Annotated in this window: 25 protein-coding genes; 8 read left to right on the top strand and 17 right to left on the bottom strand. The window is 65.8% G+C overall.

Translation table 11 applies throughout. The annotated features are described in order from the left end of the window. Nucleotides 1-235: 235 nt before the first annotated feature. The 8 genes from AC56LG_RS12420 to AC56LG_RS12385 form a co-directional block, all read right to left on the bottom strand. Nucleotides 236-1,411: an ABC transporter substrate-binding protein gene (locus AC56LG_RS12420; protein WP_497166420.1), complete on the bottom strand. Its 1,176-nt coding sequence runs from the start codon at nucleotides 1,409-1,411 to the stop codon at nucleotides 236-238. A gap of 144 nt (nucleotides 1,412-1,555) precedes the next feature. Then, nucleotides 1,556-2,257, bottom strand: a complete 702-nt coding sequence (locus AC56LG_RS12415) for an ABC transporter ATP-binding protein (protein ID WP_497166395.1) — start codon at nucleotides 2,255-2,257, stop codon at nucleotides 1,556-1,558. After that, complete coding sequence (locus tag AC56LG_RS12410) at nucleotides 2,250-3,002, bottom strand: ABC transporter ATP-binding protein (protein ID WP_497166394.1); 753 nt, start codon at nucleotides 3,000-3,002, stop codon at nucleotides 2,250-2,252. The genes AC56LG_RS12415 and AC56LG_RS12410 overlap by 8 nt, the downstream gene beginning before the upstream one ends. Next, complete coding sequence (locus AC56LG_RS12405; protein WP_497166393.1) at nucleotides 2,999-4,060, bottom strand: branched-chain amino acid ABC transporter permease; 1,062 nt, start codon at nucleotides 4,058-4,060, stop codon at nucleotides 2,999-3,001. Before AC56LG_RS12405 ends, AC56LG_RS12410 begins: the two co-directional genes overlap by 4 nt. Further along, nucleotides 4,057-4,923 (bottom strand): branched-chain amino acid ABC transporter permease, encoded by an 867-nt coding sequence (locus AC56LG_RS12400; RefSeq protein WP_497166392.1) that lies wholly within the window; start codon nucleotides 4,921-4,923, stop codon nucleotides 4,057-4,059. The genes AC56LG_RS12405 and AC56LG_RS12400 overlap by 4 nt, the downstream gene beginning before the upstream one ends. A 119-nt stretch (nucleotides 4,924-5,042) precedes the next feature. Next, nucleotides 5,043-6,245 (bottom strand): 3-oxoadipyl-CoA thiolase, encoded by a 1,203-nt coding sequence (gene pcaF / locus AC56LG_RS12395; protein ID WP_497166391.1) that lies wholly within the window; start codon nucleotides 6,243-6,245, stop codon nucleotides 5,043-5,045. Between the two features lie 28 nt (nucleotides 6,246-6,273). Further along, the gene (locus AC56LG_RS12390) at nucleotides 6,274-6,918 is read right to left on the bottom strand and encodes a CoA transferase subunit B (protein ID WP_497166390.1); all 645 of its coding nucleotides are present in this window, start codon (nucleotides 6,916-6,918) and stop codon (nucleotides 6,274-6,276) included. Further along, on the bottom strand, nucleotides 6,915-7,580 hold the full coding sequence (locus AC56LG_RS12385; protein ID WP_497166389.1) for a 3-oxoacid CoA-transferase subunit A: 666 nt from the start codon (nucleotides 7,578-7,580) through the stop codon (nucleotides 6,915-6,917). The genes AC56LG_RS12390 and AC56LG_RS12385 overlap by 4 nt, the downstream gene beginning before the upstream one ends. Nucleotides 7,581-7,775: 195 nt before the next feature. Between AC56LG_RS12385 and AC56LG_RS12380 the strand changes: the two genes are divergently transcribed. Next, nucleotides 7,776-8,630 (top strand): IclR family transcriptional regulator domain-containing protein, encoded by an 855-nt coding sequence (locus AC56LG_RS12380; protein ID WP_497166388.1) that lies wholly within the window; start codon nucleotides 7,776-7,778, stop codon nucleotides 8,628-8,630. Nucleotides 8,631-9,093: 463 nt separating this feature from the next. Here AC56LG_RS12380 and AC56LG_RS12375 read toward each other — a convergent pair whose 3' ends face one another. Next, the gene (locus tag AC56LG_RS12375) at nucleotides 9,094-10,188 is read right to left on the bottom strand and encodes a porin (RefSeq protein WP_497166387.1); all 1,095 of its coding nucleotides are present in this window, start codon (nucleotides 10,186-10,188) and stop codon (nucleotides 9,094-9,096) included. A gap of 204 nt (nucleotides 10,189-10,392) precedes the next feature. On the opposite strand from AC56LG_RS12375, the gene AC56LG_RS12370 reads away from it, so the two are divergent. Further along, on the top strand, nucleotides 10,393-11,565 hold the full coding sequence (locus AC56LG_RS12370; protein WP_497166386.1) for an ABC transporter substrate-binding protein: 1,173 nt from the start codon (nucleotides 10,393-10,395) through the stop codon (nucleotides 11,563-11,565). Nucleotides 11,566-11,582: 17 nt separating this feature from the next. Here the strand turns inward: AC56LG_RS12370 and AC56LG_RS12365 are convergent, their stop codons facing one another. From AC56LG_RS12365 to AC56LG_RS12335, 7 genes are all read right to left on the bottom strand, one after another. Next, nucleotides 11,583-11,951, bottom strand: a complete 369-nt coding sequence (locus AC56LG_RS12365; RefSeq protein ID WP_497166385.1) for a hypothetical protein — start codon at nucleotides 11,949-11,951, stop codon at nucleotides 11,583-11,585. A gap of 604 nt (nucleotides 11,952-12,555) precedes the next feature. After that, nucleotides 12,556-13,452 carry an alpha/beta fold hydrolase gene (locus AC56LG_RS12360; RefSeq protein WP_497166384.1) on the bottom strand — a complete coding sequence of 299 codons (897 nt, stop codon included), beginning with the start codon at nucleotides 13,450-13,452 and terminating at the stop codon, nucleotides 12,556-12,558. A 94-nt stretch (nucleotides 13,453-13,546) separates the two neighbouring features. Continuing rightward, nucleotides 13,547-14,755, bottom strand: a complete 1,209-nt coding sequence (locus AC56LG_RS12355) for an MFS transporter (protein WP_497166383.1) — start codon at nucleotides 14,753-14,755, stop codon at nucleotides 13,547-13,549. A 1-nt stretch (nucleotide 14,756) separates the two neighbouring features. Continuing rightward, nucleotides 14,757-15,815 carry an amidohydrolase family protein gene (locus AC56LG_RS12350; RefSeq protein WP_497166382.1) on the bottom strand — a complete coding sequence of 353 codons (1,059 nt, stop codon included), beginning with the start codon at nucleotides 15,813-15,815 and terminating at the stop codon, nucleotides 14,757-14,759. Between the two features lie 38 nt (nucleotides 15,816-15,853). Next, entirely contained in the window at nucleotides 15,854-16,930 is a 1,077-nt protein-coding gene (locus AC56LG_RS12345) for an amidohydrolase family protein (RefSeq protein ID WP_497166381.1), read from the bottom strand. A gap of 49 nt (nucleotides 16,931-16,979) precedes the next feature. Continuing rightward, nucleotides 16,980-17,975, bottom strand: a complete 996-nt coding sequence (locus tag AC56LG_RS12340; RefSeq protein ID WP_497166380.1) for a Bug family tripartite tricarboxylate transporter substrate binding protein — start codon at nucleotides 17,973-17,975, stop codon at nucleotides 16,980-16,982. Nucleotides 17,976-17,998: 23 nt separating this feature from the next. Next, nucleotides 17,999-19,141 (bottom strand): porin, encoded by a 1,143-nt coding sequence (locus AC56LG_RS12335; RefSeq protein WP_497166379.1) that lies wholly within the window; start codon nucleotides 19,139-19,141, stop codon nucleotides 17,999-18,001. A gap of 191 nt (nucleotides 19,142-19,332) precedes the next feature. On the opposite strand from AC56LG_RS12335, the gene AC56LG_RS12330 reads away from it, so the two are divergent. From AC56LG_RS12330 to AC56LG_RS12320, 3 genes are all read left to right on the top strand, one after another. Beyond that, nucleotides 19,333-20,214, top strand: a complete 882-nt coding sequence (locus AC56LG_RS12330; RefSeq protein ID WP_497166378.1) for a LysR family transcriptional regulator — start codon at nucleotides 19,333-19,335, stop codon at nucleotides 20,212-20,214. 180 nt (nucleotides 20,215-20,394) lie between these two features. Further along, nucleotides 20,395-21,444 (top strand): NAD(P)-dependent alcohol dehydrogenase, encoded by a 1,050-nt coding sequence (locus AC56LG_RS12325; RefSeq protein ID WP_497166377.1) that lies wholly within the window; start codon nucleotides 20,395-20,397, stop codon nucleotides 21,442-21,444. Next, the gene (locus AC56LG_RS12320) at nucleotides 21,444-22,631 is read left to right on the top strand and encodes an MFS transporter (protein WP_497166376.1); all 1,188 of its coding nucleotides are present in this window, start codon (nucleotides 21,444-21,446) and stop codon (nucleotides 22,629-22,631) included. Before AC56LG_RS12325 ends, AC56LG_RS12320 begins: the two co-directional genes overlap by 1 nt. Nucleotides 22,632-22,769: 138 nt before the next feature. Here the strand turns inward: AC56LG_RS12320 and AC56LG_RS12315 are convergent, their stop codons facing one another. After that, a complete protein-coding gene (locus AC56LG_RS12315; RefSeq protein WP_497166375.1) occupies nucleotides 22,770-23,588 on the bottom strand; it encodes an alpha/beta fold hydrolase in 819 nt (272 codons plus the stop codon). Between the two features lie 123 nt (nucleotides 23,589-23,711). On the opposite strand from AC56LG_RS12315, the gene AC56LG_RS12310 reads away from it, so the two are divergent. The 3 genes from AC56LG_RS12310 (at nucleotide 23,712) to AC56LG_RS12300 (ending at nucleotide 25,349) form a co-directional block, all read left to right on the top strand. Next, nucleotides 23,712-24,104: a cupin domain-containing protein gene (locus AC56LG_RS12310; RefSeq protein ID WP_497166374.1), complete on the top strand. Its 393-nt coding sequence runs from the start codon at nucleotides 23,712-23,714 to the stop codon at nucleotides 24,102-24,104. Next, nucleotides 24,101-24,664 (top strand): YdeI/OmpD-associated family protein, encoded by a 564-nt coding sequence (locus AC56LG_RS12305; RefSeq protein ID WP_497166373.1) that lies wholly within the window; start codon nucleotides 24,101-24,103, stop codon nucleotides 24,662-24,664. Before AC56LG_RS12310 ends, AC56LG_RS12305 begins: the two co-directional genes overlap by 4 nt. Before the next feature lie 73 nt (nucleotides 24,665-24,737). Then, nucleotides 24,738-25,349, top strand: coding sequence for an XAC2610-related protein (locus AC56LG_RS12300; RefSeq protein WP_497166419.1), 612 nt, complete (start codon nucleotides 24,738-24,740; stop codon nucleotides 25,347-25,349). Nucleotides 25,350-25,354 lie beyond the last annotated feature (5 nt).

Here is a 25,354-nt window from a genome sequence, read left to right as displayed (position 1 = left end):
CCGGAAGCTATACAAGTTTGCGCACCGTAGGGTGGACTCCCGAGTCCACGCGTTCACTGCACGATCAGCGGCGCAATAACGAGCATCGATGTGCGTGCGTTCGTGGGGCTGTTGCCTGTGCCGTTATCGGTAGCGTTGATCCGCGTGGACACAAGTGTCCACCCTACGATTAACGCCTCGGGCCGCTACGCGGAACGGGAAAACCGTTCACGTGTTGCGGTCCGACGGCAATCGATCACTCCACGCCCGGATCCTTGAACTTCTCCACCTTGTCGAACTCGACGTTGTAGACCCCACCCTGCCCCTGCTCGGCCTTGCGGATATACACCGTCTGCACGATGTCGCGGGTGGCCGGGTCGATCGTGACCGGGCCGCGCACGCTCATCCAGGACTGGCCCTTCATCGCTTCCAGCAACTTCGGACCGCTGCTGTCGCCGTTGGTCTTCTTCAGCGCGGCGTACAGCAGCTGCATGCCGTCGTAGGCGCCGACGGCGTGGAAGTTGGGGCGCATGTTCTTGTTCGCCTTGGTGAAAGCGTCCACGAAGGCCTTGTTTTCCGGCGACGGGTGCGCGGCCGAATAGTGGTGGCTGCTGACCACGCCGACGGCGGCCGGGCCGATGCTCGGCATCAGGTCGTCGTCGAGGACGTCGCCGGTGGCGATCAGGCGGATGCCGGCTTGGGCGAGACCGCGGTCGGTGAACTGCTTCAGCACCGCCGCGCCCTCGCCCGACGGCACGAACACGAACAGCGCGTCCGGCTTTGCGTCTTTTACGCGCGCCAGGAAGGGCGAATAATCCGGGTTGCGCAGCGGTGCGCGCAGCGAGGCGACGATCTTGCCGCCGGCCTTGGTGAAGTCCTTGACGAACACCTTTTCGGCGTCGATGCCGGGACCGTAGTCGGAGACGAAGGTGACCACCGATTTGATCTTGTTCTTTGCGGCCCACTGTGCCATCGGCGCGGTGACTTGCGCCAGCGTGAAGCCGGTGCGCACGATGTAGGGCGAGCGCTGCGGGATCACCGAGGTGGCCGCGTTCATGACGATCATCGGCACCTTGGCTTGGGTCGCGACCGGGGCGGCGGCAAAGGCCAGCGGGGTCAGGCCGAAGCCGGCCAGCACCTGGACTTTATCGCGCGCGACCAGTTCCTGGGCGATGCGCTTGGTGACGTCGGGCGAGACGCCGCCATCGTCCTTCAGGATGATCTGGACCGGGCGGCCGGCGACGGTGGCGCCGTTCTGCTGCAGGAACAGCTTGACCGCGGCGTCGACCTGGCGGCCGGTAGAGGCGAAGGGGCCGGACATGGGGACGATCAGGCCGACCTTGATCGGGTCGGCGGCGTGGGCCAGGCCGGACGCGAGGCCGGCGGACAGGATTGCGGCGCCAAGGACGATGTGGCGGCGGGTGGTGTTCAGGTGGTTCAAGGTGTGTCTCCTCATTTTTATGGGTGCGTCCGAAGACGCTTTGTAGGGTGGGCTCCGCCCACGCGGTGATACGCGGCGGCGAGATCGTCGAGCACGACGTCGGAGCCGGTACGTATCACGGCGGGCATGCCCGCCCTACGCGACTGCTACCAATCGATCCAATTTCTCGCCATCGGCCAGCAGGCTGGCACTGTCGGAATCGTGCACGATGCGCCCACGGTCCAGCACGATCGCGCGCGAGGTCAGCGACAGCGCCAGACGCGCATGCTGCTCGACCACGATCACCGACATGCCCTCCTCCGCCACCAGCTTCCTGATGACGCGCACCAGTTCCTGCACGATGATCGGCGCCAAACCCTCCATCGGTTCGTCCAGCAGCAGGATGCGCGGGTTGATCATCAGGGCGCGCGCGATCGCCAGCATCTGCTGTTCGCCGCCCGAGAGCTGGTTGCCCATGTTGGCGCGGCGTTCGTGCAAGCGCGGAAAGATTTCATAGATCTTTGCCAGGTTCCACGGGCCCGGACGCTCGACCACGGTCAAGTGCTCCTCGACCGTGAGCGACGGGAACATGTGGCGTTCCTGCGGCACCCAGCCGAGGCCCGAGCGCGAGCGCTTATAGGTCGGCACGCGCGCGATGTCGGCGCCGCCCCAGCGAATGGAACCCTTGTGCAGGCGCGTCAGGCCCATCAGCGTGACCAATAAGCTGGTCTTGCCGACGCCGTTGCGGCCCAGCAGCGCCAGGCTGTCGCCCTCGTTCATCGTGAACGACACGTCTTCCAGCACGATCGATTCGCCGTAGCCGGCGGTGACGCCGTTCAATGCCAGCAATTCAGCCATGTTCGGCCTCCCCCAGGTACACTTCCTTCACACGCGGGTCGGCGGCGATTTCGTCCGGCGTCCCTTCGGTCAGCACCTTGCCGCCCACCAGCACCGTGATGCGGTCGGCAAAGCGGAACACGAGGCCCATGTCGTGCTCGATGAAGAGCACGGTGACGTCGCGCGGCAAGCCGGCGATGACTTCGAACAGCTCCTTGCTTTCCGCCGAGGGGATGCCGGCGGCCGGTTCGTCCAGCAGCAGGATCTTCGGTTTCGTGGCCAGCGCCAGCGCGATCTCGACCAGGCGCTGCTTGCCGTAGGCCATGCTGCGCGTGATGGAATTCGCCTCCCTGGTCAGCTTCAGGGTGGCCAGCAGGGCCATCGCTTCGTCGACCACGTCGCCATGGTTCTCGACCGTCTTCCACCACACTTTCTGCAGGCCGCGCCGTTCGCAGATCGCCAGCACCACCGATTCGAGCACGGTCATGCCCGCGAACAGGGTGTTGATCTGGAAGGTGCGCGTCATGCCGAGTTTTACCCGCTCGTGCTGCGGCAGCTTCGTGATGTCCTGGTCGCCCAGGTAGACCGCCCCGCTGGTCGGCGGAAAGCCGCCGGTCAGCAGGTTGATGAAGGTGGTCTTGCCGGCGCCGTTCGGACCGATCAGCGCATGGCGCGCGCCGGGTTCGAAGTTCAGCGAGATGTCGGTATTGGCCTTGAAGCCGCCCCATTGCTTCGAGAGGCCTTCGGTACGGAGCGTGTTCGTCATGCTGCCTCCTTGCGTTTGAAACGGGCGAAAATCTTCTCTGCGCCGCCCATGATGCCGCCGCGTGCGAACAGCACGGTCAGCACCAGGAACAAACCGATGTAGAACTGCCAGTAGGCCGGATCGAGGCCCGAGATCTTGTCCTGCGCGATCATGAACACGGCCGCGCCGATCAGCGCGCCGTACAGGCGCCCGGTACCGCCCAGCACCAGCATGATCAGCAGTTCCGCCGAGCGCGGGAAGCCGAGCACGTCGAGGCCGACGAACTGGGTCGTCTGCGCCAGCAGCGCACCGGCCACGCCGGCGACCGCCGCGGCGACGGTGAAGATCGCCTTCAGGCGGCGGTCGACGTGGGCGCCGATCGCCGGCATGCGCCGTCCGCCTTCGCGGATGCCGCGCAGCGACATGCCGAAGGGCGAATTGACCAGGCGGCGCAACACCACGAACAGGATGAACAGCACGCCGAAGCTGTACCAGAAGGCGGTCTTGCCGAACAGGTCGAACTCGAACTGGCCGAACAGGTTCCCCATCACCATGCCCGACAGGCCATCGACGCCGCCGGTGATGAAGGCGGCTTTATTCGCCGCCTCGAACAGCATCAGGCCGATGCCGAGCGTGACCATCAGGCGCGCCAGGTCCTGGCCGCGCACGACCAGGAAGCTGACGATGAAGCCGGCGATGCCGGCGACGAGCGCCGCCGCCAGCAGGCCGGATATTGGCTCGCCCCAGCCGTGCACCGACAGCAGGCCGGCGGTGTAGGCCCCGAGTCCGAAGAAGGCGGCGTGGCCGAGCGAGACGATGCCGGCGTAACCCAGGATCAGGTCGAGCGAGAGCGCGAACAGGCCGATGATCATGATCTGGCTGATCAGCACCAGGTAGTCCGGAAACAGGAAGTAGGACGCCACCGGCAGCAGCCAGAACACGATTTCGAGCGGCTTCCAGCGGTCGTTCGGCAGGCGCAGCGCGGACCTGTCGACAGCGGCAGCGGCGGTGCCAGCGGCAGCGGCAGCGGCCCCGGTGTCGCCATCGGATTTCAGGATCGAAGTGGAACGGACGTTCATGCTTTCCTCCGCACGAGACCAAACGGGAACAGGATCAACAGCACCACCATCAGCGTGTAGATGACGAAGGCGCCCACTTCCGGCACGTAGTACTTGCCGGCGACGTCGAACACGCCCAGGATCAGCGCGGCGATCAGCGGGCCCTTGATGGAACCGGCGCCGCCGACGGCCACGACCAGCAGGAAGTAGACCATGTACTTCACGGGGAAGCTCGGGTCCAGGCCCAGCACGTCGATGCCGAGGCCGCCGCCCAGGCCGGCCAGGCCGGAGCCGAGGGCGAAGGTCAGCGAGAAGACACGGCTGACGTTGATGCCCAGGCCGGCGGCGGCGGTCTGGTTGTCGACCGAGGCGCGGATCTGGGCGCCGAAGCGGGTGCGCTCGATCAGCAGGTAGAGGCCGAGCGTGACCAGCACCACGATGGCGATCAGGAACAGGCGGTAGGAACCGAGGTCGAGCCCCAGCACGTGCACCTGGCCGCGCAGCCAGTCCGGCAGGTTGACCGGCTGCTGGGTCGGGCCGAACAGGAAAGTGGCGCCGGCCACCGCCATGAAGGTCAGGCCGATCGAGAACAGCACCTGGTCGAGGTGGGTTGCCTGGTACAGCTGGCGGTACAGGGTGCGTTCCAGCACCAGGCCGACCACGGCCGCTGCGATGAAGGCGAGCGGCAGCGTGGCCAGGAAAGGCATGCCGAGCTTTTGCAGCAGCGTCACGCAGACATAGCCGCCGACCATGGCGAACGCGCCGTGCGCCAGGTTAATGAAGTTCATCATGCCCATCGTGACCGACAGGCCGACGCTGATCAGGAATAAAAGGCTGCCGTAGGCAATCCCGTCGAAGAGCACGCCAATGAAATTCCCGATCATGGCCGCCCCCCTTGTCGTTGGTGCTGGTTCATGCTGTTGTCTCCTGCCTTGATTTTTGATGCTGCTGCAACTGAACCGCGCCTCAGATTCGCGGTTCAGATTCAGGGGTCAAACCGGGATCAGACCCGTTCGATCACCATCGCGATCCCCTGCCCCACGCCGATGCACATCGTGCACAGCGCGTAGCGTCCGCCGGTACGGTGCAGCTGGTACACCGCAGTGGTAACGAGGCGCGCGCCGCTCATGCCCAGCGGGTGTCCCAGGGCGATGCCGCCACCGTAGGGGTTCACCCTTGGATCGTCGTCGGCAACGCCGAGTTCGCGCAATACTGCCAGGGCTTGCGATGCGAATGCTTCATTGAGTTCGATGATGTCCATCTGGTCGATGCTCAATCCGAGCTGGGCCAGCAGTTTCTTGGTCGCAGGCGCCGGGCCGATGCCCATCACGCGCGGCGGCACGCCGGCGGTGGCCATGCCGACGATGCGGGCGCGCGGCGTCAGGCCGTGCTTCTCGGCCGCTTCCTTGCTGGCGATGAGCACGGCGCAGGCGCCGTCGTTCACGCCGGAAGCGTTGCCGGCGGTGACCGAGCCTTCAGGGTGCACGACACCCTTCAGCTTGGCCAGCGCTTCGATGCTGGTTTCGCGCGGGTGCTCGTCGCGTTCGAAGACGATGTGGTCGCCTTTCTTTTGCGGGATATGCACGGGGACGATCTCTTCCGCGTACAGGCCTTCGGCCCATGCCGCCGCCGTCTTCTGCTGGCTGCGCAGCGCGAACTTGTCCTGGTCTTCGCGCGAGACCTTGTAGTCCACCGCGACGTTTTCGGCCGTCTCCGGCATCGAATCGGTGCCGTGCAGGTGCTTCATCTGCTTGTTGACGAAGCGCCAGCCGATGGTGGTGTCGTAGATGTTGGCCTGGCGCGAGAAGGCGGAGTCGGCCTTGCCCATCACGAACGGCGCGCGCGTCATCGATTCGACGCCGCCGGCGATCATCAATTGCGTTTCGCCGGCCTTGATGGCGCGCGCGGCGATGCCGATCGCGTCCATGCCCGAGCCGCACAGGCGGTTGACGGTGGTGCCGGCCACTTCGGTCGGCAAGCCGGCCAGCAGCGAGGACATGTGGGCGACGTTGCGGTTGTCTTCGCCGGCCTGGTTGGCGCAGCCGAAGATCACGTCGTCGACCTGCGTCCAGTCGACCGTCGGGTTGCGGCGCATGAGTTCGCGCAGCGGCACGGCGCCGAGGTCGTCGGCACGGACGTCCTTCAGGGCGCCGCCGTAGCGGCCGATCGGAGTGCGAATCGCATCGCAGATGAATGCGTCAGTCATGGTCGTTCCTTTCAATTCAAGCTGAAGGTCAGGCTGCAATAAGGAGGCGTGCCGCGGTGGCAGCCTGCAGTTCTTCGAAGGTGAGGCCCGGCGCCATCTCGACGACGCGCAAGCCATCCGGCGTCACGTCGAGTACGGCCAGGTCGGTATAGATGCGGTTCACGCAAGCGACGCCGGTCAGCGGATAGGTGCATGCGGGGACGATCTTGCTTTCGCCGGTCTTGGTCTGGTGGTCCATCATCACGTAGACCTTCTTGGCGCCGAGCGCCAGGTCCATCGCGCCGCCGACGGCCGGAATCGCATCCGGTGCGCCGGTGTGCCAGTTGGCGAGGTCGCCCTGTTCCGACACCTGGAAGGCGCCCAGCACGCAGATGTCGAGGTGGCCGCCGCGCATCATGGCGAACGAATCGGCATGATGAAAATAGGCGCCGCCGGTGAGGATGGTCACCGGCTGCTTGCCGGCGTTGATCAGGTCTTCGTCTTCCTCGCCTGCGGCCGGGGCCGGGCCCATGCCGAGCAGGCCGTTTTCGCTGTGCAGGAAGACTTCGCGGCCGGCGGGCAGGAAGTTGGCAACCTTGGTCGGCAGGCCGATGCCGAGGTTCACATAAGCGCCCTCGAAGATATCCTGCGCGACGCGCGCTGCGATCTGGTCGCGGGTGAATTTGTTCGTCATGCTGCCTCCTTCACCACGCGCTGGACAAAGATACCCGGCGTGACGATGTTTTCCGGATCGAGTTCGCCGAGCGGCACGATCTCGTTCACCTGGGCGATCGCGACCTTCGCGGCCATTGCCATGATCGGACCGAAGTTGCGCGCCGTCTTGCGGTACACGAGGTTGCCCCAGCGGTCGCCCTTTAACGCCTTGATCAGCGCGAAGTCGGCGTGAATCGGCGACTCGAGCACGTAGTGGCGGCCGTCGATCAGGCGCGTTTCCTTGCCCTCGGCCAGCAGCGTGCCGTAGCCGGTGGGGGTGAAGAAGCCGCCGATGCCGGCGCCGGCGGCGCGGATGCGCTCGGCCAGGTTGCCTTGCGGGGTCAGTTCGAGTTCGATCTCGCCGGCGCGGTAGAGGGCGTCGAAATGGTGCGAGTCGACCTGGCGCGGGAACGAGCAGATGATCTTGCGCACGCGCTTGGCGGCCAGCAGCGCGGCCAGGCCGGTGTCGCCGTTGCCGGCGTTGTTGTTGACGATGGTGAGGTCGCGCGCGCCTTGCGCGATCAACGCATCGATCAGTTGGGATGGCATGCCGGCGTTGCCGAAGCCGCCGATCATGACGGTGGCGCCATCGTGCACGTCGGCGACGGCACGTTCCAGCGAGTCATAGGTTTTGTCGATCATGTGTCCACCTTGGTGTTTTCCTGTGCGTCAACCTTCAATGTCGCACCTGGAATGTCGCACTTGATATGTCACTGCAGTTGTTCGATAATCGAACTAATGATTGATTACCGCCCAACCAAGTGTAGTGGGTCGCCGCCCGAAAGGTCAAGAAAAAAGACCAATCGAAGCGTCCTGCGCTTGCATTAAAATCGCGCCATGACAAATTCGACGAACCACGCACCCGATTCGGGCAACATCAGTACCGAGGAGCAACCAGAGGAGCGCGAGCTGACGATTGCCGAGCAGATCGACGCCCTCACCGACCCCAGCTTCATGACCTCGCTGGCGCGCGGCCTGGCCGTGGTGCAAGCCTTCAGCGATTCGCGCAAACCACAGACCATCGCCCAGATCAGCCAGAAAACCGGCATCCCGCGCGCCGCCGTGCGCCGCTGCCTGTTCACGCTGCAGCAGCTCGGCTACGTGGAAGCGGAACTGAACAATTTCTCGCTGCGGCCAAAGGTGCTGACCCTCGGCTATTCCTACCTGTCGTCGACGCCGCTGACCGTTTCCAGCCAGCCCTACCTGAACGCCATCAGCGGGCAGCTGGGCGAATCGTGCTCGCTGGCGGTGCTCGAGGATGGCGAAGTGCTGTACGTTGCGCGCTCGGCCGCCTCGCGCGTGATGTCGGTGGCCCTGAACACCGGCAGCCGCCTGCCCGCCTACTGCACCTCGCTCGGCCGCGTGATGCTGGCCCACCTGGCGCCCGCCGCGCTCGATGCCTACTTCGCCAAGGCGCGCCTGCGGCCCATGACCGACAAGACCGTCACCTGCCAGAAGCGCCTGCGCGAGATCCTGCTGGGCGTGCGCCAGGACGGCTATGCGATCAACGACGAAGAACTCGAGCTGGGCCTGCGCTCGATCGCCGTCCCGGTACGCGGCGCCTCCGGCCAGGTGCTGGCCGCGCTGAACGTCGGCGCCCAGGCCGGCCGCGTGAGCGCCGAGCGCATGCGCGAAGAGTTTCTGCCCGTGCTGCAGCGTGGCGCGCAGGAGCTGGCGGTGCTGCTGCCGTAACGATGTGGCGATGTACACATCAGCGCCGCATTCACTACAAACCGTAGCGCACCGTAGGGTGGACTCTCCGAGCCCACGCGGTCGTACCGTTGCGTGCCAAGCGTAAACAACATCAGTATGCGTGCGTTCGGGTCGTTTACATGCGCATCGATACGCGTCAGCCGGACCGCGTGGGCACAGGTGCCCACCCTACGTTACATCGCTGCCGCAGGCTTGTTCGGCGTTCCGAGGATTCACCTCAATACCACTGCAATCGCGTAACGTAGGGTGGGCTCCCGAGCCCACGCGGTCGTGCCGTCGTGTTCCGCACACGCAAAGAAAGCCGGTGCGCGTGCGTTTCGGGTTGTGTAGATGCGTATCGATACGCCTAGGCCGGACCGCGTCGGCACAAGTGCCCGGTGACCCCGTCATTGCGGCCATTGGCCACAATGACCCCATACGTGACACCGCGACCAACAATGCATCAGAAGTGGTGGCGCAGGCCTACCATGACGCCGTTCTGCGCCAGGCCCGGACCCACGCTGCCACCCGCATCCAGCGCCACCGCCGACGCGCCATCGTTGTCCATCCGGCCAACGGCGCCGTACACGAACGTCCGCTTCGACATCGCATACGTCAACCGCGCGACCAGCATGTCGACGTCGTTGTTCGAGTTCTTGGTATCGCGCCGCGCGATCTGCACGTCGCCCACGAAGGCGCCGAACGGATGGCTGACACCGAAGTAGTACAGGTTCGATTCCGAGTCGCCGGTGGCCGCATTCGCATTCGTGTCGCGGGCGATGACGCCGGCGCCGAGCTTGGTCGGGCCGAGCATCAGGTAGCCGTTGGCGGTCTTGCGCACGTCGGTGTCGGCACTGCTGGTCAGGCCGCCGGCGGCGCCGGTATTGCCATGCAGTTTGTCGTAGGACGCGTTCAAGCCCCAGACCTTGGTTTCGTAGCCGATCAGGCCCGTGACCTGGCGGCAGGCTTTCGAGTCGCCGCCGACTTCGCCGGCGCAGTTGGTGGCGGCCGGGCCGCCCGCTGCCGAGGCGTCACGGCCGAAGCTCCAGGTCGCACCCAGCACGAAGCCGTTGAAATTGCCCAGGTAGCCGATCGCATTGTCGCTGCGCGCGTTCGGCAGGTAGGGGTCGATGCTGCCGATGGCGAACAGGTGCGGTCCCAGCACGTCGGTCTTGAGGCCCGAGATATAGGTCATGTTCTGCTGGCGCCCGAGCGTGATCGTGCCCCAGGCACCCTTGATGCCGACGTTGGCCTGGCGGCCGAACAGGCGCCCGCCCTGTTGCTGGGTGCCGGTGTCGACGGCGAAGCCGTTTTCCAGCACGAAGAAGGCCTGCAGGCCGTTGCCCAGGTCCTCGGTGCCGCGGAAACCGATGCGCGAGGGGAAGGAGCTGGTGAGCGACGGGATCTTGGTGACCGAGTCGCCGGCGGCGTTGACGTTGGTCATGTGTGCGATGCCGCTGTCGACGATGCCGTAGATCTGGACCGCGGTCTGGGCGGTAGCGGAAGCGGCGGCCAGTGCGCACGTCAGCGCGACGGCGCTGCAGATGGTGTTCTTCATGTTGTCTCCGAATTATCGCAATGCGTTTTATGGTGTGACGTTCGATTACCGAACAAGAGGTTGTTAATCGAACGTCATTTCGATACTATGATTGCCAAGAAGACTTGTCAACACTATGCGAACAAGCGATATGATGCAGTTGTGATAACGACACGCCGGCACGTGGGAAGCCGGACCTAACCAAGTACACATCAGGAGACACCCATGAAGTTCACGACGATTGCCGCCGCCTTTGCCACCACCGCCACGCTGGCCTTCGCGCCCGCCGCGCACGCCCAGGACACGATCAAGGTCGGCGTGATCGCCGCCTTCTCCGGCCCCTTTGCCGACTACGGCAAGCAGATGCAGGGCGGCATCAAGGCTTGGATGGCGCAGCACGGCGATACGGTGGCCGGCAAGAAGATCCAGATCATCTACAAGGACACCACCGGCCCGGCGCCGGAAGTGGCCAAGCGCCTGGCGCAGGAACTGGTGGTGCGCGACAAGGTCGACTTCCTGGCCGGCTTCGGCCTCACGCCCGAAGCGCTGGCCGTGGCCCCGATCGCCCAGCAGGCGAAAAAGCCGATGATCATCATGAACGCGGCCACCTCGGTGATCACCACCAAGTCCGACTACATCGCGCGCTTCTCGATGACGCTGCCGCAGATCTCGGCGCCGATGGCCGACTGGGCGCTGAAGAACAACATCAAGACCGTGGCCACCGTGGTGGCCGACTACGGTCCCGGCATCGATGCCGAAAAGGCCTTCTCCGACCGCCTCGGCAAGAACGGCGGCAAGATTCTCGAAGCGATCCGCGTGCCGCTGCGCAATCCGGAATTCGCCCCCTTCATCCAGCGCATCAAGGATGCCAAGCCCGACGCCGTGTTCGTCTTCGTGCCGGCCGGCGAGCAGTCGATCGCCTTCATGAAAGGCTACCGCGAGCGCGGCCTGGCCGCCGCCGGCATCAAAGTCATCGCCACCGGCGACCTGACCGACGACCACGTGCTGCCGGCGATGGGCGACGCCACGCAAGGCGTGATCACCACCTTCCACTATTCGGCCGCGCATAAATCGCCCGAGAACGATACCTTCCTGAAGCATTTCGCCGCGACCAACCCGCAAGGCGGCCGCCCGAACTTCATGGCGGTCGGCGCCTACGACGGCATGAACGCGATCTACCAGGTGGCGCAAAAACTGAACGGCAAGATCGACGGCGACAAGGCGATGGCGGTGTTAAAGGGCATGAAGATCAACAGCCCGCGCGGCCCGATCAGCATCGACCCGGCCACGCGCGACATCGTGCAAACGGTTTACGTGCGCAAGGTGGAGATGGTGAACGGACAGCCGTACAACATCGAGTTCGACCAGTTTGCGAACCAGAAGGATCCGGGCAAATAACGGTTCACAAGCAAGGCTTACAGGCCAGGCAACCCGGCATACCACGCCGCATACGGCGTGTTATGCACCATCTTGCGGTTGTAATCGGGCGCGCCGTCGCTCCACCACACAGGGCCGCGTTCGCCGAGGTCGCGCTTGGCGGCGTCGACGGCGGCGCGGGCGGCGCGCTCGGCGGCGGGATCGGCCGCCTTGCGCGCAAGGCCGACCTGGCGGCGGGCGGCCATGAGGCGGTTGACCATCTCCTGGCGCTGCTCGGGCGCGAGCGCGGGATTGCTCTTGCGCCACAGGCGGCCGGCGACGACGAAGTAGCGCCCGTCCGGCGTGGCGGGGTATTTGTCGGGCGCCGGCAGGCTGTCTTGACCACTGTTTTGACGAAACTCGCTCACGTGCCGACCACCGGAAAAGCAGGCGTGGCGTGGACTGATGAAGAAGGCGGTTCGGCGGATTTCCGGGGATCCATGACGTGGCTAGCCAGTGCGAGAATTCGAAGACATACGGCCAGTGTAGTCTAGTGAATGTGGCAAACGAGACAATTCATTGCGGTGTGCGCAAAAAATTGGAAGGGAATTCCTCGGTGCAAGGAAACCGGCCGCAGTTGTAGGGTGGACTTCGTCCGCGCGGTACGGCATCCGCATACCGCACCGCTTCACGCGGAGCGCCACCTGTATGGGTTCGGTCATTGCCGCGTGGAGGCGAACGCTGAACCGCGTGGACGGAGTCCGGTGAACCAGTCCGTGAGGCCCCCGGCCTCAAGGACCCCTACGGTCTAGCAGCCCCTGCATCTCTGCTTTCATATTTGCCGCTGTGCACCGTAGGGTGGACTCCCGAGTCCACGCGTTCACCGGTCGCGTAGCGGCAGCAACGTTCAAGGCCGGGCAGGTTGCGCTCCGCGTAAAGCAGTGCAATGTGCAGATTCCGTAACGCGTGGACTCAGGAGTCCACCCTACGGTGCACAACTGCAATCATGTCCAACCAGCGTCAGTGGGACGGTCACTCAGCTGTAAAAAACGGCAGCACCTGCTCCAGCAAGGCCTCGGGCGCTTCCTCGGCGATGTAGTGCCCGCAAGGCAGCGCTTCGCCGCTGACGTCGTCGGCCACCGCGCGCCACTCTTTCAGCGGATCGAAACAGCGGTGCACCACGCCCTGGGCGCCCCACAGCAAGCGCAGCGGCAGCGTCAGGCGCCGGCCCGCGTCGAGGTCGGCGCGGTCGTGTTCGAGGTCGATGCCGGCGGCGGCGCGGTAATCCTCGCACAGGCCGTGCGCCGCGCCCGGCTGGGCCAGGCAGCGCTGATATTCCGCCAGCGCGCGCGGATCGAACACGGTGATGCCGCCGCTGCGGCGGCCCATCACGTCGGCCACGTAGGCGGCCGGATCGGCTTCGATCAGGCGCTCGGGCAGCGGCGCCGGCTGGATCAGGAAGAACCAGTGCCAGTAGGCGCGCGCAAACGCCTCGGTCGTCTGCGCATACATCGCCACGGTCGGCGCGATGTCGAGCAGCGCCATGCGCCGCACCGCCTGCGGATGGTCGAGCGCCAGCCGGTGCGCCACGCGCGCGCCGCGGTCGTGGGCCAGCACGCTGAACGCCTCGAAGCCGAGCGCGCGCATCACCGTCACGACGTCGAGCGCCATGGTGCGCTTGCTGTAGTTGGCGTGATCAAGCTCGCCCGCCGGCTTGGACGAGTCGCCATAGCCGCGCAGGTCGCAGGCGACGACCGTAAAGTGCTGCGCCAGCGTCGGCGCGACCCGGTGCCAGATGGCGTGGGTTTGCGGATGGCCGTGCAGCAGCAGCAGCGGCGCGCCGCTGCCGCCGACGATGGCGTGGATGTCGACGCCGGGCGCGACGGTGATGTGCTGGCTGCGAAAGCCGGGGAACAGGGTTGTCGTCATGATGGTGGTGGGTTGGCCTGTCGGGATCCGGGCACGCAGCGCGTGCCGCCAGCCATTATCGCTGACTTCCATGCGCAGGCGCGACGCGCACCGTTCAGTGTTTCAGCGCCGCCTGCGCGCCGCCGGCTTCGTACGGGTCGGCCAGGTAGCGCCGGATCACGAAGGCCGCGCCGGTCAGCAGGACGGCCAGCAGCAGGAACACGGCATCCACCGAATAGCGCATCACCAGCGCGCCGCCGACGAGCGGGCCGATGGCGGCGCCGGTGAAGCGCGAGAAGTTGTACAGGCCCATGGCGGTGCCCTTCTGCTGCTGGAACAGGTTGACCATGATGGTCGACTGCACCGGCGTACTGCAGCCGAGCAGCAAGCCGTAGCAGGCCAGCAGCAGCACCAGCAGCGGGATGTTCATCAGCTGCCAGTGCAGCGCCGCCCAGAACAGCGCGACGGTGCCGGCCATGCCGAACGAGGCGGCGTTCAGGATGCGCGTGCGCGGCCAACGCCGCTGCCAGCGTGCCCCCAGGCGTACGCCGAGCAGCAGGCCGAGCGTGAGCGGTACGAAGAAGAAGCCGAACACCTGCTCGCGCAGCGCCAGCAGCCCATGCAGCAGCACCGGCAGGAAGACCAGGAACACGTAGTAGCCATAGAACTGGCTGAACCCGACCAGCAAAATCGAACAGGCCGAGCGGTCGGCCAGCACCTTGCCGAACAGGCGCAGGCCCAGCGGCGGCGGCACGGTATCGGGCGGCAGGGTTTCCTGCAGGCGGCGCCAGTTATACAGCAGCACGGCCAGGCCGGCCGTCGCCAGCAAGGCGAAGATCCACTGCCATGCCAAAAAGTACGCGATCGCGCCGCCGATCACCGGCCCCAGCACGGGCCCGAGGAAGCTGATAGTCTGGTAGGTGCTCATCGCGCGGGCGCGCTCATGGGGCGCGAAGATATCGCCGATGACCGTCGGCGCGATCAGGACGGCGGCGCTGATGCCGGCGCCCTGCAGCACCCTGCCCGCCAGGAACAGGCCGTAGCTGTCCGCCGCCAGGCACAGCAGGCAGCCGGCGACGAAGATGGCCAGCCCGGGCAGCAGCGTCGCGCGCCGCCCCCGGCGGTCGGCGATCGGGCCGATGACGAAATTGCTGAGCGCGAGGATGGCCGTGAACAGCGAGATGGTCAGGTTGATCAGCAGCGTGTTCACGTGGAAGAAGCGCTCGAGCTGCACCAGCGCCGGTGTGTACACGGTTTGCGTGAACGGGCCAAGGAAGGCGCCGGCCGCCACCCCGGCCAGCACGGTGCTGCGATTGACAGCCATGTTACTTGAGGCGGAACGCCGTTTCGGCGCTGGTCTGGAAGAAGCGCCGCTTGTCTTCCAGGCTGATGGTCATTCCCTCCAGCCGCGCGATCTCGTCGACCGTGTGCTGGTAGGGGTAATCCGCCGCGTACATGACGCGCTCCACGCCCATCATCTCCTGCGTGAACCTGATCGCCGGTTCATGGGCCATGCCGCTGCTGGTGATGTAGAAGTTTTCGCGCAGGTAGTCGCTCGGCTTTTTCTCGAGCGGCTGCATCGACGCGTAACGCTGCGAGCGCACGGTTGCCGCATGCATGTAGTCGAGGCGGTAAGCCCAGAACGGCAGCGCTTCGCCCATGTGGCCGAGCACCATCTGCAGCTTGGGGAAGCGGTCGAACACGCCGGCGGTGATGATGCGCAGCGCGTGCAGCCCGGTCTCGACGCCGAAGCCGTAGATGGCGCCATCCAGGCCGCACTCGAGGAAAGGCGCGATCATGCTGGCGGGCGGCGTATTCGGGTGCAGGTAGATCGGGGTGTCGTTGGCCTCGGCCGCCTCGAAGATCTCCCAGAACTTCGGATCGGACAGGTATTCGCCCTGCGTGTGCGAATTGATGATCACGCCGGTCAAGCCGAGCTGGGTGATGCCGCGCTCGATTTCCTGCGCCGCCGCGGCCGGATCTTGCGGCGCGACCGCCACCATGCCTGCGAAGCGCGCGGGATGCCGGCGCACGGCCTCGGCCAGCTCGTCGTTGGCGCTGCGGGCGAACGAGACGGCGGTGGCCGTGTCCATCACCTGCACGCCGGGCGCGGTCAGGGCGATGATGGCGCGGTCGATGCCCGACTCGTCCATGTGGCGCAGGCGCCGTTCGCCGAGGTCCTGCAAGCCTTCCATGATGAAGCGGGCGCGCTCGCTCTGGCTGCTCATGTAGAAGCCGAGCAGGCTGACGAAGCCCGGATCGGGATGCGGGCCGTCGAGGATCTGGCGGTAGATGCGCAGCATCTCGGCCGGCGCAAAGGCTTCCTCGGCGGCGATGTGGATATAGTCCCTGGCCGCAGGCGCGGCCGGTGTCGGTGTCGTCATGGCGTTGGTGCTCCGTTATCCTTGTATGGGCGGCCGCTTCAGCCGATCTTGAACACGCGTTCGGCATTCGTCTGGAAAAAGGCCTTCTTGATTTCCGGCGCCATGTTCATGTTGTCGAGGGCAATGACCTCGTCGAGCACGTGCTGGTACGGGTAGTCCATCGCATACATCACGCGGTCGACGCCCATGAATTCCTGGGCGAAGCGGATCGCCTGTTCCCAGGCCACGCCGCTGTTGGTGACGTAAAAATTCTCGCGCAGGTAGTCGCTCGGCCGCCGCTGCAGGGCCTGCATCGATTCGTAGCGCTGCGAGCGCACGGTCGCGGCATGCATGTAGTCGAGGCGGTAGGCCCAGTACGGCAGCGCTTCGCCCATGTGGCCGAGGATCATCTGCAGCCTGGGGAAGCGGTCGAACACGCCGGCGGTGATGGTGCGCAGCGCGGCGAGGCCGGTGTCGACGCCGAAGCCGTAGATGGCGCCGTCGAGGCCCGCTTCCATGAAGGGCTCGATCATCTTCGGCGGCGGGCTGCTCGGGTGCAGGTAGACCGGCATGTCGAAGGCTTCGGCGGCGGCGAAGATGTCCCAGAACTTCGGGTCCGACAGGTATTCGCCCTGGGTGTGGGAGTTGACGATGACGCCTTTCATGCCCAGCCGGGTGGCGCCGCGTTCGATTTCCCTGGCCGCCTCGGCCGGGTTCTGCGGCGCGATCGCGGTCAGGCCGACGAAGCGCGTCGGATGGCGGCGTACCGCTTCGGCCAGGTAGTCGTTGGCGCTGCGCGCATACGACACCGCGGTATCGGCATCGAACACCTGCACGCCCGGCGATGTGAGCGACAGCACCTGGATATCGATGCCGGCTTCGTCCATGTGGGCGATGCGCGCCGCGTCGAGGTCCTGGATGTACTTGCGGATGTGCTGAGGACGCGCCGCTTCGCTGCTGAGATAGAACGCCCACAGGCTGGTGAAGCCGGCGTCGGCCTTGCCGTCGGCGAGCACCTTGCGGTACATGTCGAACAGGTCGGGCGGCGCGAATGCCTCCTCGGTGGCGATGCGCTTGTAGTCGACCCTGGCGGGACGCTGGCCGGTGTGCGGGGGGACGAGGTCTTTCTGGAGCATGATGGTCGTTCCTGTCGGTGATGTTCTATCGTTGCGGGTGGCCGAGCGCCTACTCCGCCTTGATTTGTGCGTTGCGGACCACGACGGCCCACTTCTGGTATTCCGCGTTGGCCGCCTTCAGCAAGTCGTCGGGACTGCCCGGCTGCAGCGTCAGGCCCTGTTTTGCCAGCGCATCCTTGACTTCCGGGCTGGCGAGCGCCTCGCGCAGGCCGGCATTGTAGGCCGCGACCACTGCCGGCGGCATGCCCTTCGGCCCCCACAGGGCAAGCCACGAATCCTCGTCGAAGCCGGCGACGCCGCCTTCCTGCAGCGTCGTCACGTCCTTGTACTGCGGGTCGCGTTCGGCGCGGGTGGAACCGATGACCTTCAGCTTGCCGTCGGCGCGCAGCGGCATCGCCAGGTGCAGCGGCATCATCATCATCTTGACGTGGCCGCCGAGGACGTCGCTGATCGCGCCGGCCGAGCCTTTATATGGAACGTGCATCACCTTCACGCCGGTGCTGTGCATGAATTTTTCCATCGTCAGGTGGTGCAGCGTGCCCTGCCCCGGCGAGGCGTAGTTGACGGTGGCGCCGTTGGCCTTGATCCAGGCGACCAGCTCCTTCGGGTTCGAAGCCGGCACCGACGGATGGACCACCAGCGCGAAGTTGTTGGTGCCGATCATGCCCAGCGGCTGGAAGCTCTTGATGACGTCGAACGGCACCTTCTTGTAGAACATCGGCAGCGTCAGCGAGGTATTCGTGCCCACCATCACCGTCTGGCCATTGGGCGGCGCCTTGGCCACCATGTCCATGCCGATGATGCCGGACGCGCCCGGACGGTTGTCGGTGATCGTCGTCTGGCCCAGGCGTTTCGCCAGGACCGGCGCGATCACGCGCGAGACGCTGTCGGGCGTCGTGCCCGGCGTGAACGGCACCACGATCTTGACCGGGCCGGTGACGACCGGCTGGGCCCAGGCGGGCGCCACGAGCGTTCCCAGGGCGGCGCCGGTGGCCCCCAGGAGCATCGCGCGGCGGATCGTTTGCTGCAGAATCGTTGTCTTCATGTGCCTGCCTTTTGAAATGGAATTCAGAACGAATGGCGCAGGCCGAGCATCAGGCCGGTCTGGCCGAGGCCCGGGCCGACCGTGCCGCCGGCCGACAGCGAGATGGCGGCGAGGCCGTCGTTGTCGATGCGGCCGAGCGAGACGTAGGTGGCGGTGCGACGCGAGAAGGCGTAGGTGGCGCGCAGCACGGCCATGGTCGAATCGTTGTCCGAGCGGCGCGTGTCGAGCCGGGCAAGCTGGGCGTCGAGGATCAGGGCCAGCGTGAACGGGTAGCTCAGGCCTACCTGCATCAGGCGGGTATTGGTGTCGGCCGCGGCGTCGATCTTGCGGTCGAGGAAGCTGGCAGCGAGCTTGAGCTTGTCGACCATGAAGTAGCCGTTGATGCCGGCGCGGCGGTCGTCGTAATCGCTGCGCGTCAGGCCGAAGCCGGCGTTCGGGCCGCCGTTCAGCACGTCCCACGACACGGCCATGCCGTACTTCGGCGTGTCGTAGGCGAGCATCGCCGTGACCTGGCGGCAGGCCTTGCGGTCGCTGGCCAGTTCGCCGCCGCAGTTGGTCGAAGCCGGACCGGCGACGACCGTGGTCGCGTCGCGCCCGGGGGTGAAGGTGGCGCCGACGGTCAGGTTCGAAAACTTGCCGAGGTAGCCGATCGTGTTGTCGCTGCGCGCATTCGGCAGGTAGGTGTCGAGGTTGGGATAGCTGTGGATGCTGGGGCCGAGCACGTTCGAGCGCAGGTTGGCGATGTACGTCATGTTGATCATGCGGCCCACCATCAGGGTGCCGTAGCGGCCCTGCAGCCCGACCCAGGCGGAACGGCCGAACAGGCGCCCGCCGTTCTGCAGCGCGCCGGTATCGACCGAATAACCCATCTCGAGGTTGAACAGCGCCTTGAGTCCATTGCCCAGGTCTTCGCCGCCGCGCAAGCCGATATTCGAAGGGAAGGTACCGGCCAGGGTCGGCACGCGCACCAGCGAATCGCCGGCGGCGTTGACGTTGGTGAGGTATTCGACGCCGGAGTCGACCAGGCCGTAGATCTGGACGTTGCCGGAAGTCGGCGGCGTTGCCGGCCAGCGGTCGGGCGGCACCTGTGCCATGGCGGAGTAACTGATACAGGCGAGCGAGATCGCCGCGGTGCAACGCGCAGTGCTACGTACTATCTTTGTCATCCTTGTCTCCAGAAAACCGCTGTTTTGACTGCCCATGCTTCAACGTGTTGTCCTGTCCGTGCAGGGGAGGTCTTTGCCTCCTCCGTGCCGGAGTCGATGCACCATGATTAATGAAAGGGGGCGCGGCAGTCCAATACCGCTTTTGGAAAACGCGATACCTGTTCGGTATGGCCTGTGCCATAATCGTAAATATGGATTTGAAGCAACTACGCTACTTTCTCGCGCTCGCCAACGAAGGCAGTTTCAGCCGCGCGTCCGAGCAGCTGCACATGGCGCAGCCGCCGCTGACGCGGCAGATCCAGAGCCTCGAAGAAGAACTCGGCACGGCGCTGTTCGTGCGCACGCCGCGCGGGGTCGAACTGACCGATGCCGGCAAGGTCATGTTCCAGGAAGTGCCGAACATCCTCGCGCTGGTGAAGACCGCCAAGGAGAAGACGCAATATGCCGGCCAGGGCTACCTCGGACAGCTCGACGTCGGCGTGTTCGGCTCGGGCATCCTGCGCGTGATCCCGAACCTGCTGGCGCAGTTCCACCGGGCCCGTCCCGAGGTCAAGCTGGCGCTGCACAACCTGACCAAGAGCCAGCAGATCCAGGCGCTGCGCGAACGGCGCATCACGGTCGGCTTCAGCCGCCTCGTACCCAACGAACCCGACATCGCGGTCGAAGTGGTCGGGCGCGAGCTGCTCCAGGTCGGCCTGTACGAAGACCATCCGCTGTGCGCAAAATCCTCGATCACCCTGCGCGACCTGGAAGACCAGCCGATCATCCTCTACCCGAACTCGCCGATCGGCAGCTTTGCGCAGGAAGTGGTCAGCGCCTTTCGCAACGAGGGCGTGCGGCTGGTGGTGGGCCAGGAAGTCGAGGACATCCTCACCTGCATCGCGCTGGTGTCGGCACGCTTCGGCCTGTGCATCACCTCGGCCTCGGCCACCAGCCTGTGCCTGCCGGGCGTGGTCTACCGGCCGCTCGACTCGGTCTGGCTGCGCGAAATCGAACTCAGTGTCCTGTACCGGCGCAACGATGCGTCGCCGGTGCTGCAGGCTTTCCTGGACGTGATGCGCAACTCGGCATAGTCGCAATTCAGTGCGTTCGTTACTGAAACCGGCACTCGATTCATGAATCAAATTCATAAGCCCAAGTAATTCACGCGCGGCTTTCCTTGCATGGTTGCGGTTATCATGGCTGCCCGTCGCGCCACGCCCTTTTCCCAACGTGGCGCAATCTCATTGCAGCTTATATCGAAGGAAGCCCTCATGACCGTCAAAGCCTACGGCGCCTACGCCGCCGACAAGCCCCTCGAATCGATCGACATCGTCCGCCGTGCGCCGGGCGCCCACGACGTGCAAATCGACATCGCCTTCTGCGGCGTCTGCCACTCCGACCTGCACCAGGTGCGTGCCGAATGGGCCGGCACCCTGTTCCCGTGCGTGCCGGGCCACGAAATCGTCGGCCGCGTCTCGGCCGTCGGCGCGCATGTATCGAAGCACCAGGTCGGCGACCTGGTCGGCGTCGGCTGCATGGTCGACAGCTGCCAGCATTGCGGCGATTGCGAGGACGGCCTGGAAAACTACTGCGACGGCATGGTCGGCACCTACAACGGCCCCACAAGCGACGCACCCGGCCACACACTGGGCGGCTATTCGGAACAGATCGTCGTCCACGAGCGTTTCGTCCTGCGCGTGACCCACCCGGAAGAACAGCTGGCCGCGGTCGCGCCGCTGCTGTGCGCCGGCATCACCACGTATTCTCCGCTGCGCCACTGGAACGCCGGTCCCGGCAAGCGGGTCGGCATCGTCGGCATCGGCGGCCTCGGTCACATGGGCATCAAGCTGGCGCGCGCGATGGGCGCCCACGTGGTGGCGTTCACCACCTCGGAATCGAAGCGCCAGGACGCCGAAGCGCTCGGCGCCCATGAAGTCGTGGTCTCGCGCGATGCGGATGCGATGGCCGCGCAGGCCAAGAGCCTCGACCTGATCGTCAACACCGTGGCCGCGCCGCACGACCTCGACGCCTTCCTCACGCTGTTGAAACGCGACGGCACCATGGTGCTGGTCGGCGCGCCATCGTCGCCGCACCCGTCGCCGCAAGTGTTCAACCTGATCATGAAGCGCCGCGCGCTGGCCGGTTCGATGATCGGCGGGATTCCCGAGACCCAGGAAATGCTCGACTTCTGCGCCGAACACGGCATCGTCGCCGACATCGAAATGATCCGTGCCGACGAGATCAACGCCGCCTACGAACGCATGCTGAAGGGCGACGTGAAGTACCGCTTCGTGATCGACAGCGCGACGCTGGCTGCTTGATGGAGGGTCCGGTTTCAAGCGCTCCGGGCGCGGCCGGCATGCCGGCAGCCTGGGGCGGCGTCTTTGCGCTCTCGCTCGGTGCATTCGCCCTGGTCGCGTCGGAATTCATGCCGGTCAGCCTGCTGACCTCCATCGCGGCCGACCTGCGCGTGAGCGAAGGCCAGGCCGGGCAATCGATTGCGGTCTCGGGCGCCTTTGCGCTGGCGACCAGTCTGTCGATTGCGTCGCTGGCCGGTAAGCTCGACCGCAAGGTTTTGCTGCTGGCGCTGACGCTGTTGATGATCGTCTCCGGCAGCGTCGCCGCCTTTGCGCCGAACTACTGGAGCTTCATGGCCGGCCGCGCCTTTATCGGCGTGGCCATCGGCGGCTTCTGGTCGCTGTCGGCCGCCACCGCCATGCGCCTGGTGCCGTCACACCAGGTGCCGAAGGCGCTGGCGATCCTCAACGGCGGCAGCGCGCTCGCCACCGTCGCGGCCGCGCCGCTGGGCAGCCTTCTCGGCGCGATCGTCGGCTGGCGCGCCGCCTTCTTCGCATTGATTCCGGTCGCGGCGATCGCCCTGGCCTGGAAATGGGCCAGCCTGCCGCCAATGCCGGCCGAGCGGTCGGGCCGCGGCGCGAACCTGTTCGCACTGTTGCGGCGGCCGGCGGTTGCCCTCGGCATGGTCGCGGTCAGCCTGTTCTTCATGGGGCAGTTCGCGCTGTTCACCTACCTGCGTCCTTTCCTGGAGACGGTGACGCATGCCGGCGCGACCCTGACCTCGCTGATGCTGCTGGTGATCGGCGTGGCCGGCTTCGTCGGCACCACCCTGATCGGATCGCTGCTGAAAGACGGCATGTACCGCACGCTGGTGGCGATTCCGCTGACCATGGCGGTCATCGCGCTGGCCTTGCCGACCTTCGGCGCCTCGGCCTTCGCGACCGGCCTGCTGCTCGCAGTCTGGGGCCTGGTCGGCACCGCCGCGCCGGTCGGCTGGTGGACCTGGCTAGCGCGCACGCTGCCGCACGACGCCGAAGCCGGCGGCGGGTTGATGGTGGCGGTGGTGCAGCTGGCCATCGCGCTCGGGGCGACCGTGGGCGGGCTGCTGTTCGATGGGTTCGGCTACCGGGCGACCTTCGGTGCGAGCGCGCTGGTGCTGGTGGTGGCAGCCGGGATGGCGCTGCTGGCGGGGCGGGCGGCGAAGGTCTGAAGGGCTAAGTCAGGTCAACATTTCGAGAAGGATGCACAGACCCGTAGGGTGGGCGGCGTAGATGCCGCTGGTTCGCACACCAAAGAGGTGGAGCCGCCCACCCTACGGGTCTGAGCATTCGTCGCTGGGGAAAAGAGCTTAACTGCGATTTGAGGTTGCACCAAGAAAATCGCGCACCAGGCCCAGCACCGTCTCCGGTTGCTCGCGATGCGGCAGGTGATGCAGCTGCGGCAGGATTGCCACCTTCACATCGGCAGGCGACCATTCCGCAATCCGGGCCGGATGCCGGGTCGAGCCATACTCGTCCTCGCTGCCGTGGATGGCCAGGGTTGGCACGCGCACCCTGGACAGCACGGCTTCCAGCGACCACGACGCGAACTGCGCCGACAGCCAGGTGCCGGTCCACGCATCGAGCACCCATTTCGCCTTGTTGCCATGGTATTTTTCGAGCCGGCCGAACTGCTCGGCCCCGGCGAACTGCGCCTTGGCGGCGCGGATGCCGTTCAGCGTGGTCTCTTCGACGAAGACCTGCGCCGACTCGGTGATGAGCGCCTCGCACTCGTCCCCGAAACGCGCGGCGCAATGGATGGCCATGGCGCCGCCGACGCTGTGGCCGAAGACGACGAAGCGTTCAATGCCGAACTGTGCGCGCACGGCCGCGAAGCAGGTGTCGGCTTCGGCGGCGACGAAGGCCGGCGTCAGCACGTCCGAGCGCGCATCCGATTGGCCGAAGCCGAGGCGATCGTAGGCGATGACGGCGCGCCCCGTCCCTGCCGCCAGCCGGGCGGGAAAGTCGCGCCAGAGTTCGACGCTGCCGAGCGAGTCGTGCAGCAGGATGATCGGCGCGGGGCCGCTTTCTACCGTACGGTCGCTCCAGGTGCGCACGAAGATGCGGCCGTGCGCATGCGTGACCCAGCGGTCCGCGGCGACGACGTTCGAGTGAGAGCTGGCTGCCATGAGAATGCGTCCTGCGCGTGCGATGGATGATGGGCTGCCAGCATAGCAGAGGCCTGGCCTGTTCTCTCCCCGCCGCCCTGGTGATAGGATGGCCTGATCTGCCGCTAGCGATCACAAACCATCATGCCCATCCATCCCCAACACACCTACGTGCGCCTCGCAGACAATGGCATGGCGCACGAGATCCCCGGCGACGCCTTCTGGCAGTTGCCCGCGGCCGACCTCGAACGGCACGGCCAGGGCTGGCTGATCGCCGAGTTCGCATTCACCGAGGACTGGCCGACCTGGGAGATGCACCCGCATGGCGACGAATTCGTCTACCTGCTCTCCGGCGCCGTCGAACTGCTGCTCGAACAGGACAGCAATCTCGTCACGGTTGCCCTGAGCGGCTCCGGCGCCATGGTGGTGCCGCGCGGCGTGTGGCATACCGCCAGGGTGCTGGCGCCGAGCCGCATGCTGCACGTGACGCGCGGCGCGGGCACCGAGACCAGGCCGGCGTCGGCGCCTGGCGCATGACCGGCCCGGTGTATTTCGAGACCGCGCAGCAGTTCCGCGCCTGGCTCGCCGCGCACGCGCACGCCGCGACCGAGCTGCTGGTCGGCTTTCGCAAGGTCGGCAGCGGCATGGCGTCGATGCGCTGGTCCGAGTCGGTCGACCAGGCGCTGTGCTACGGCTGGATCGATGGCGTGCGCAAGCGGGTCGACGACGACAGCTACACGATCCGCTTCACGCCGCGCCAGCCGCGCTCGATCTGGAGTGCGGTCAACATCGACAAGATGGCGACCCTGCGCGCGCAGGGTTTGATGACGCCGGCCGGCGAGGCGGCATTCGCGCTGCGCTCGGAAGCGCGTTCGGTGGTGTACGCGCACGAGCGATCCACGCAGGCTGAACTGCCGCCCGAGGCGGAAGCCCTGTTCCGCCAACATGCAGCCGCCTGGACCTATTTCGAGTCCTGCCCGCCGGGTTACCGGCGCCAGGTGCTGCACTTGATCGTCAGCGCGAAAAGGCAGGAGACGCGCGATGCACGCCTGGCGCGGCTGATCGCGGCGTGCGCGCTCGGAAAGCGCCTCGATTGAGTAGTGCTCAGTCGCAATAGCCGACCGCATCGTTGTATGATAGGCAACCATCAACTTGCGGGAGACGATTGTGATGTGGGCAAAATGTGCAATTGCGCTGCTCTGCTGCTGTTCCCTGTCCGCCTGGGCAGCGGACCCCTGGTGCAGCTCACGCGGCAAGCCCGCATTCACCTTCGAATGGCTAGCCAAGGGCAAGGCCAATCCCGACCTCGGCAGCGTACAGATCAGGGATGCCGCCGGCAAGACCGTGCAGGTGCTCGCCGACGTCGAAAACTACTATCGCGACAGCGAATCGTTCGGCACAGGAACGGATTTCAATAACGATGGGTGCGCCGACCTGGCGGTGACCAGCAGCGTCGCCGGGATCGGCAACAGAAGTTACACGGTATTCCTGTATAACCCCAAAACGAGGCGCTTTGAAGCCAACGAAGCCTTGTCGGGCATCGGCGGGCTGGCACTCGATCCGAAAGACAGGAATTGTGTGAACGGCGGCTGGAAAGGCGGGGCCGAAGACATGTATGCGTCGCGGCATTGCTGGAAGGCGGGCAAGCTTGTCATGGCGAGCGAATACCAGGTATCGCCGCTGTACAGTCCTGAGGGCGAATTCGCGTGCTATGAACACGTCGAAACGCAATACCAGGGTGGCAAAAAGCGCACGCGGAAGCGATGCACCAAGGAGTTTTGATGGAC

Source organism: Telluria sp. ZB2R32 (assembly GCF_059685715.1).
Note: the sequence above shows the minus strand (reverse complement) of the source record. Positions and strands in the feature narration are given on the sequence as shown.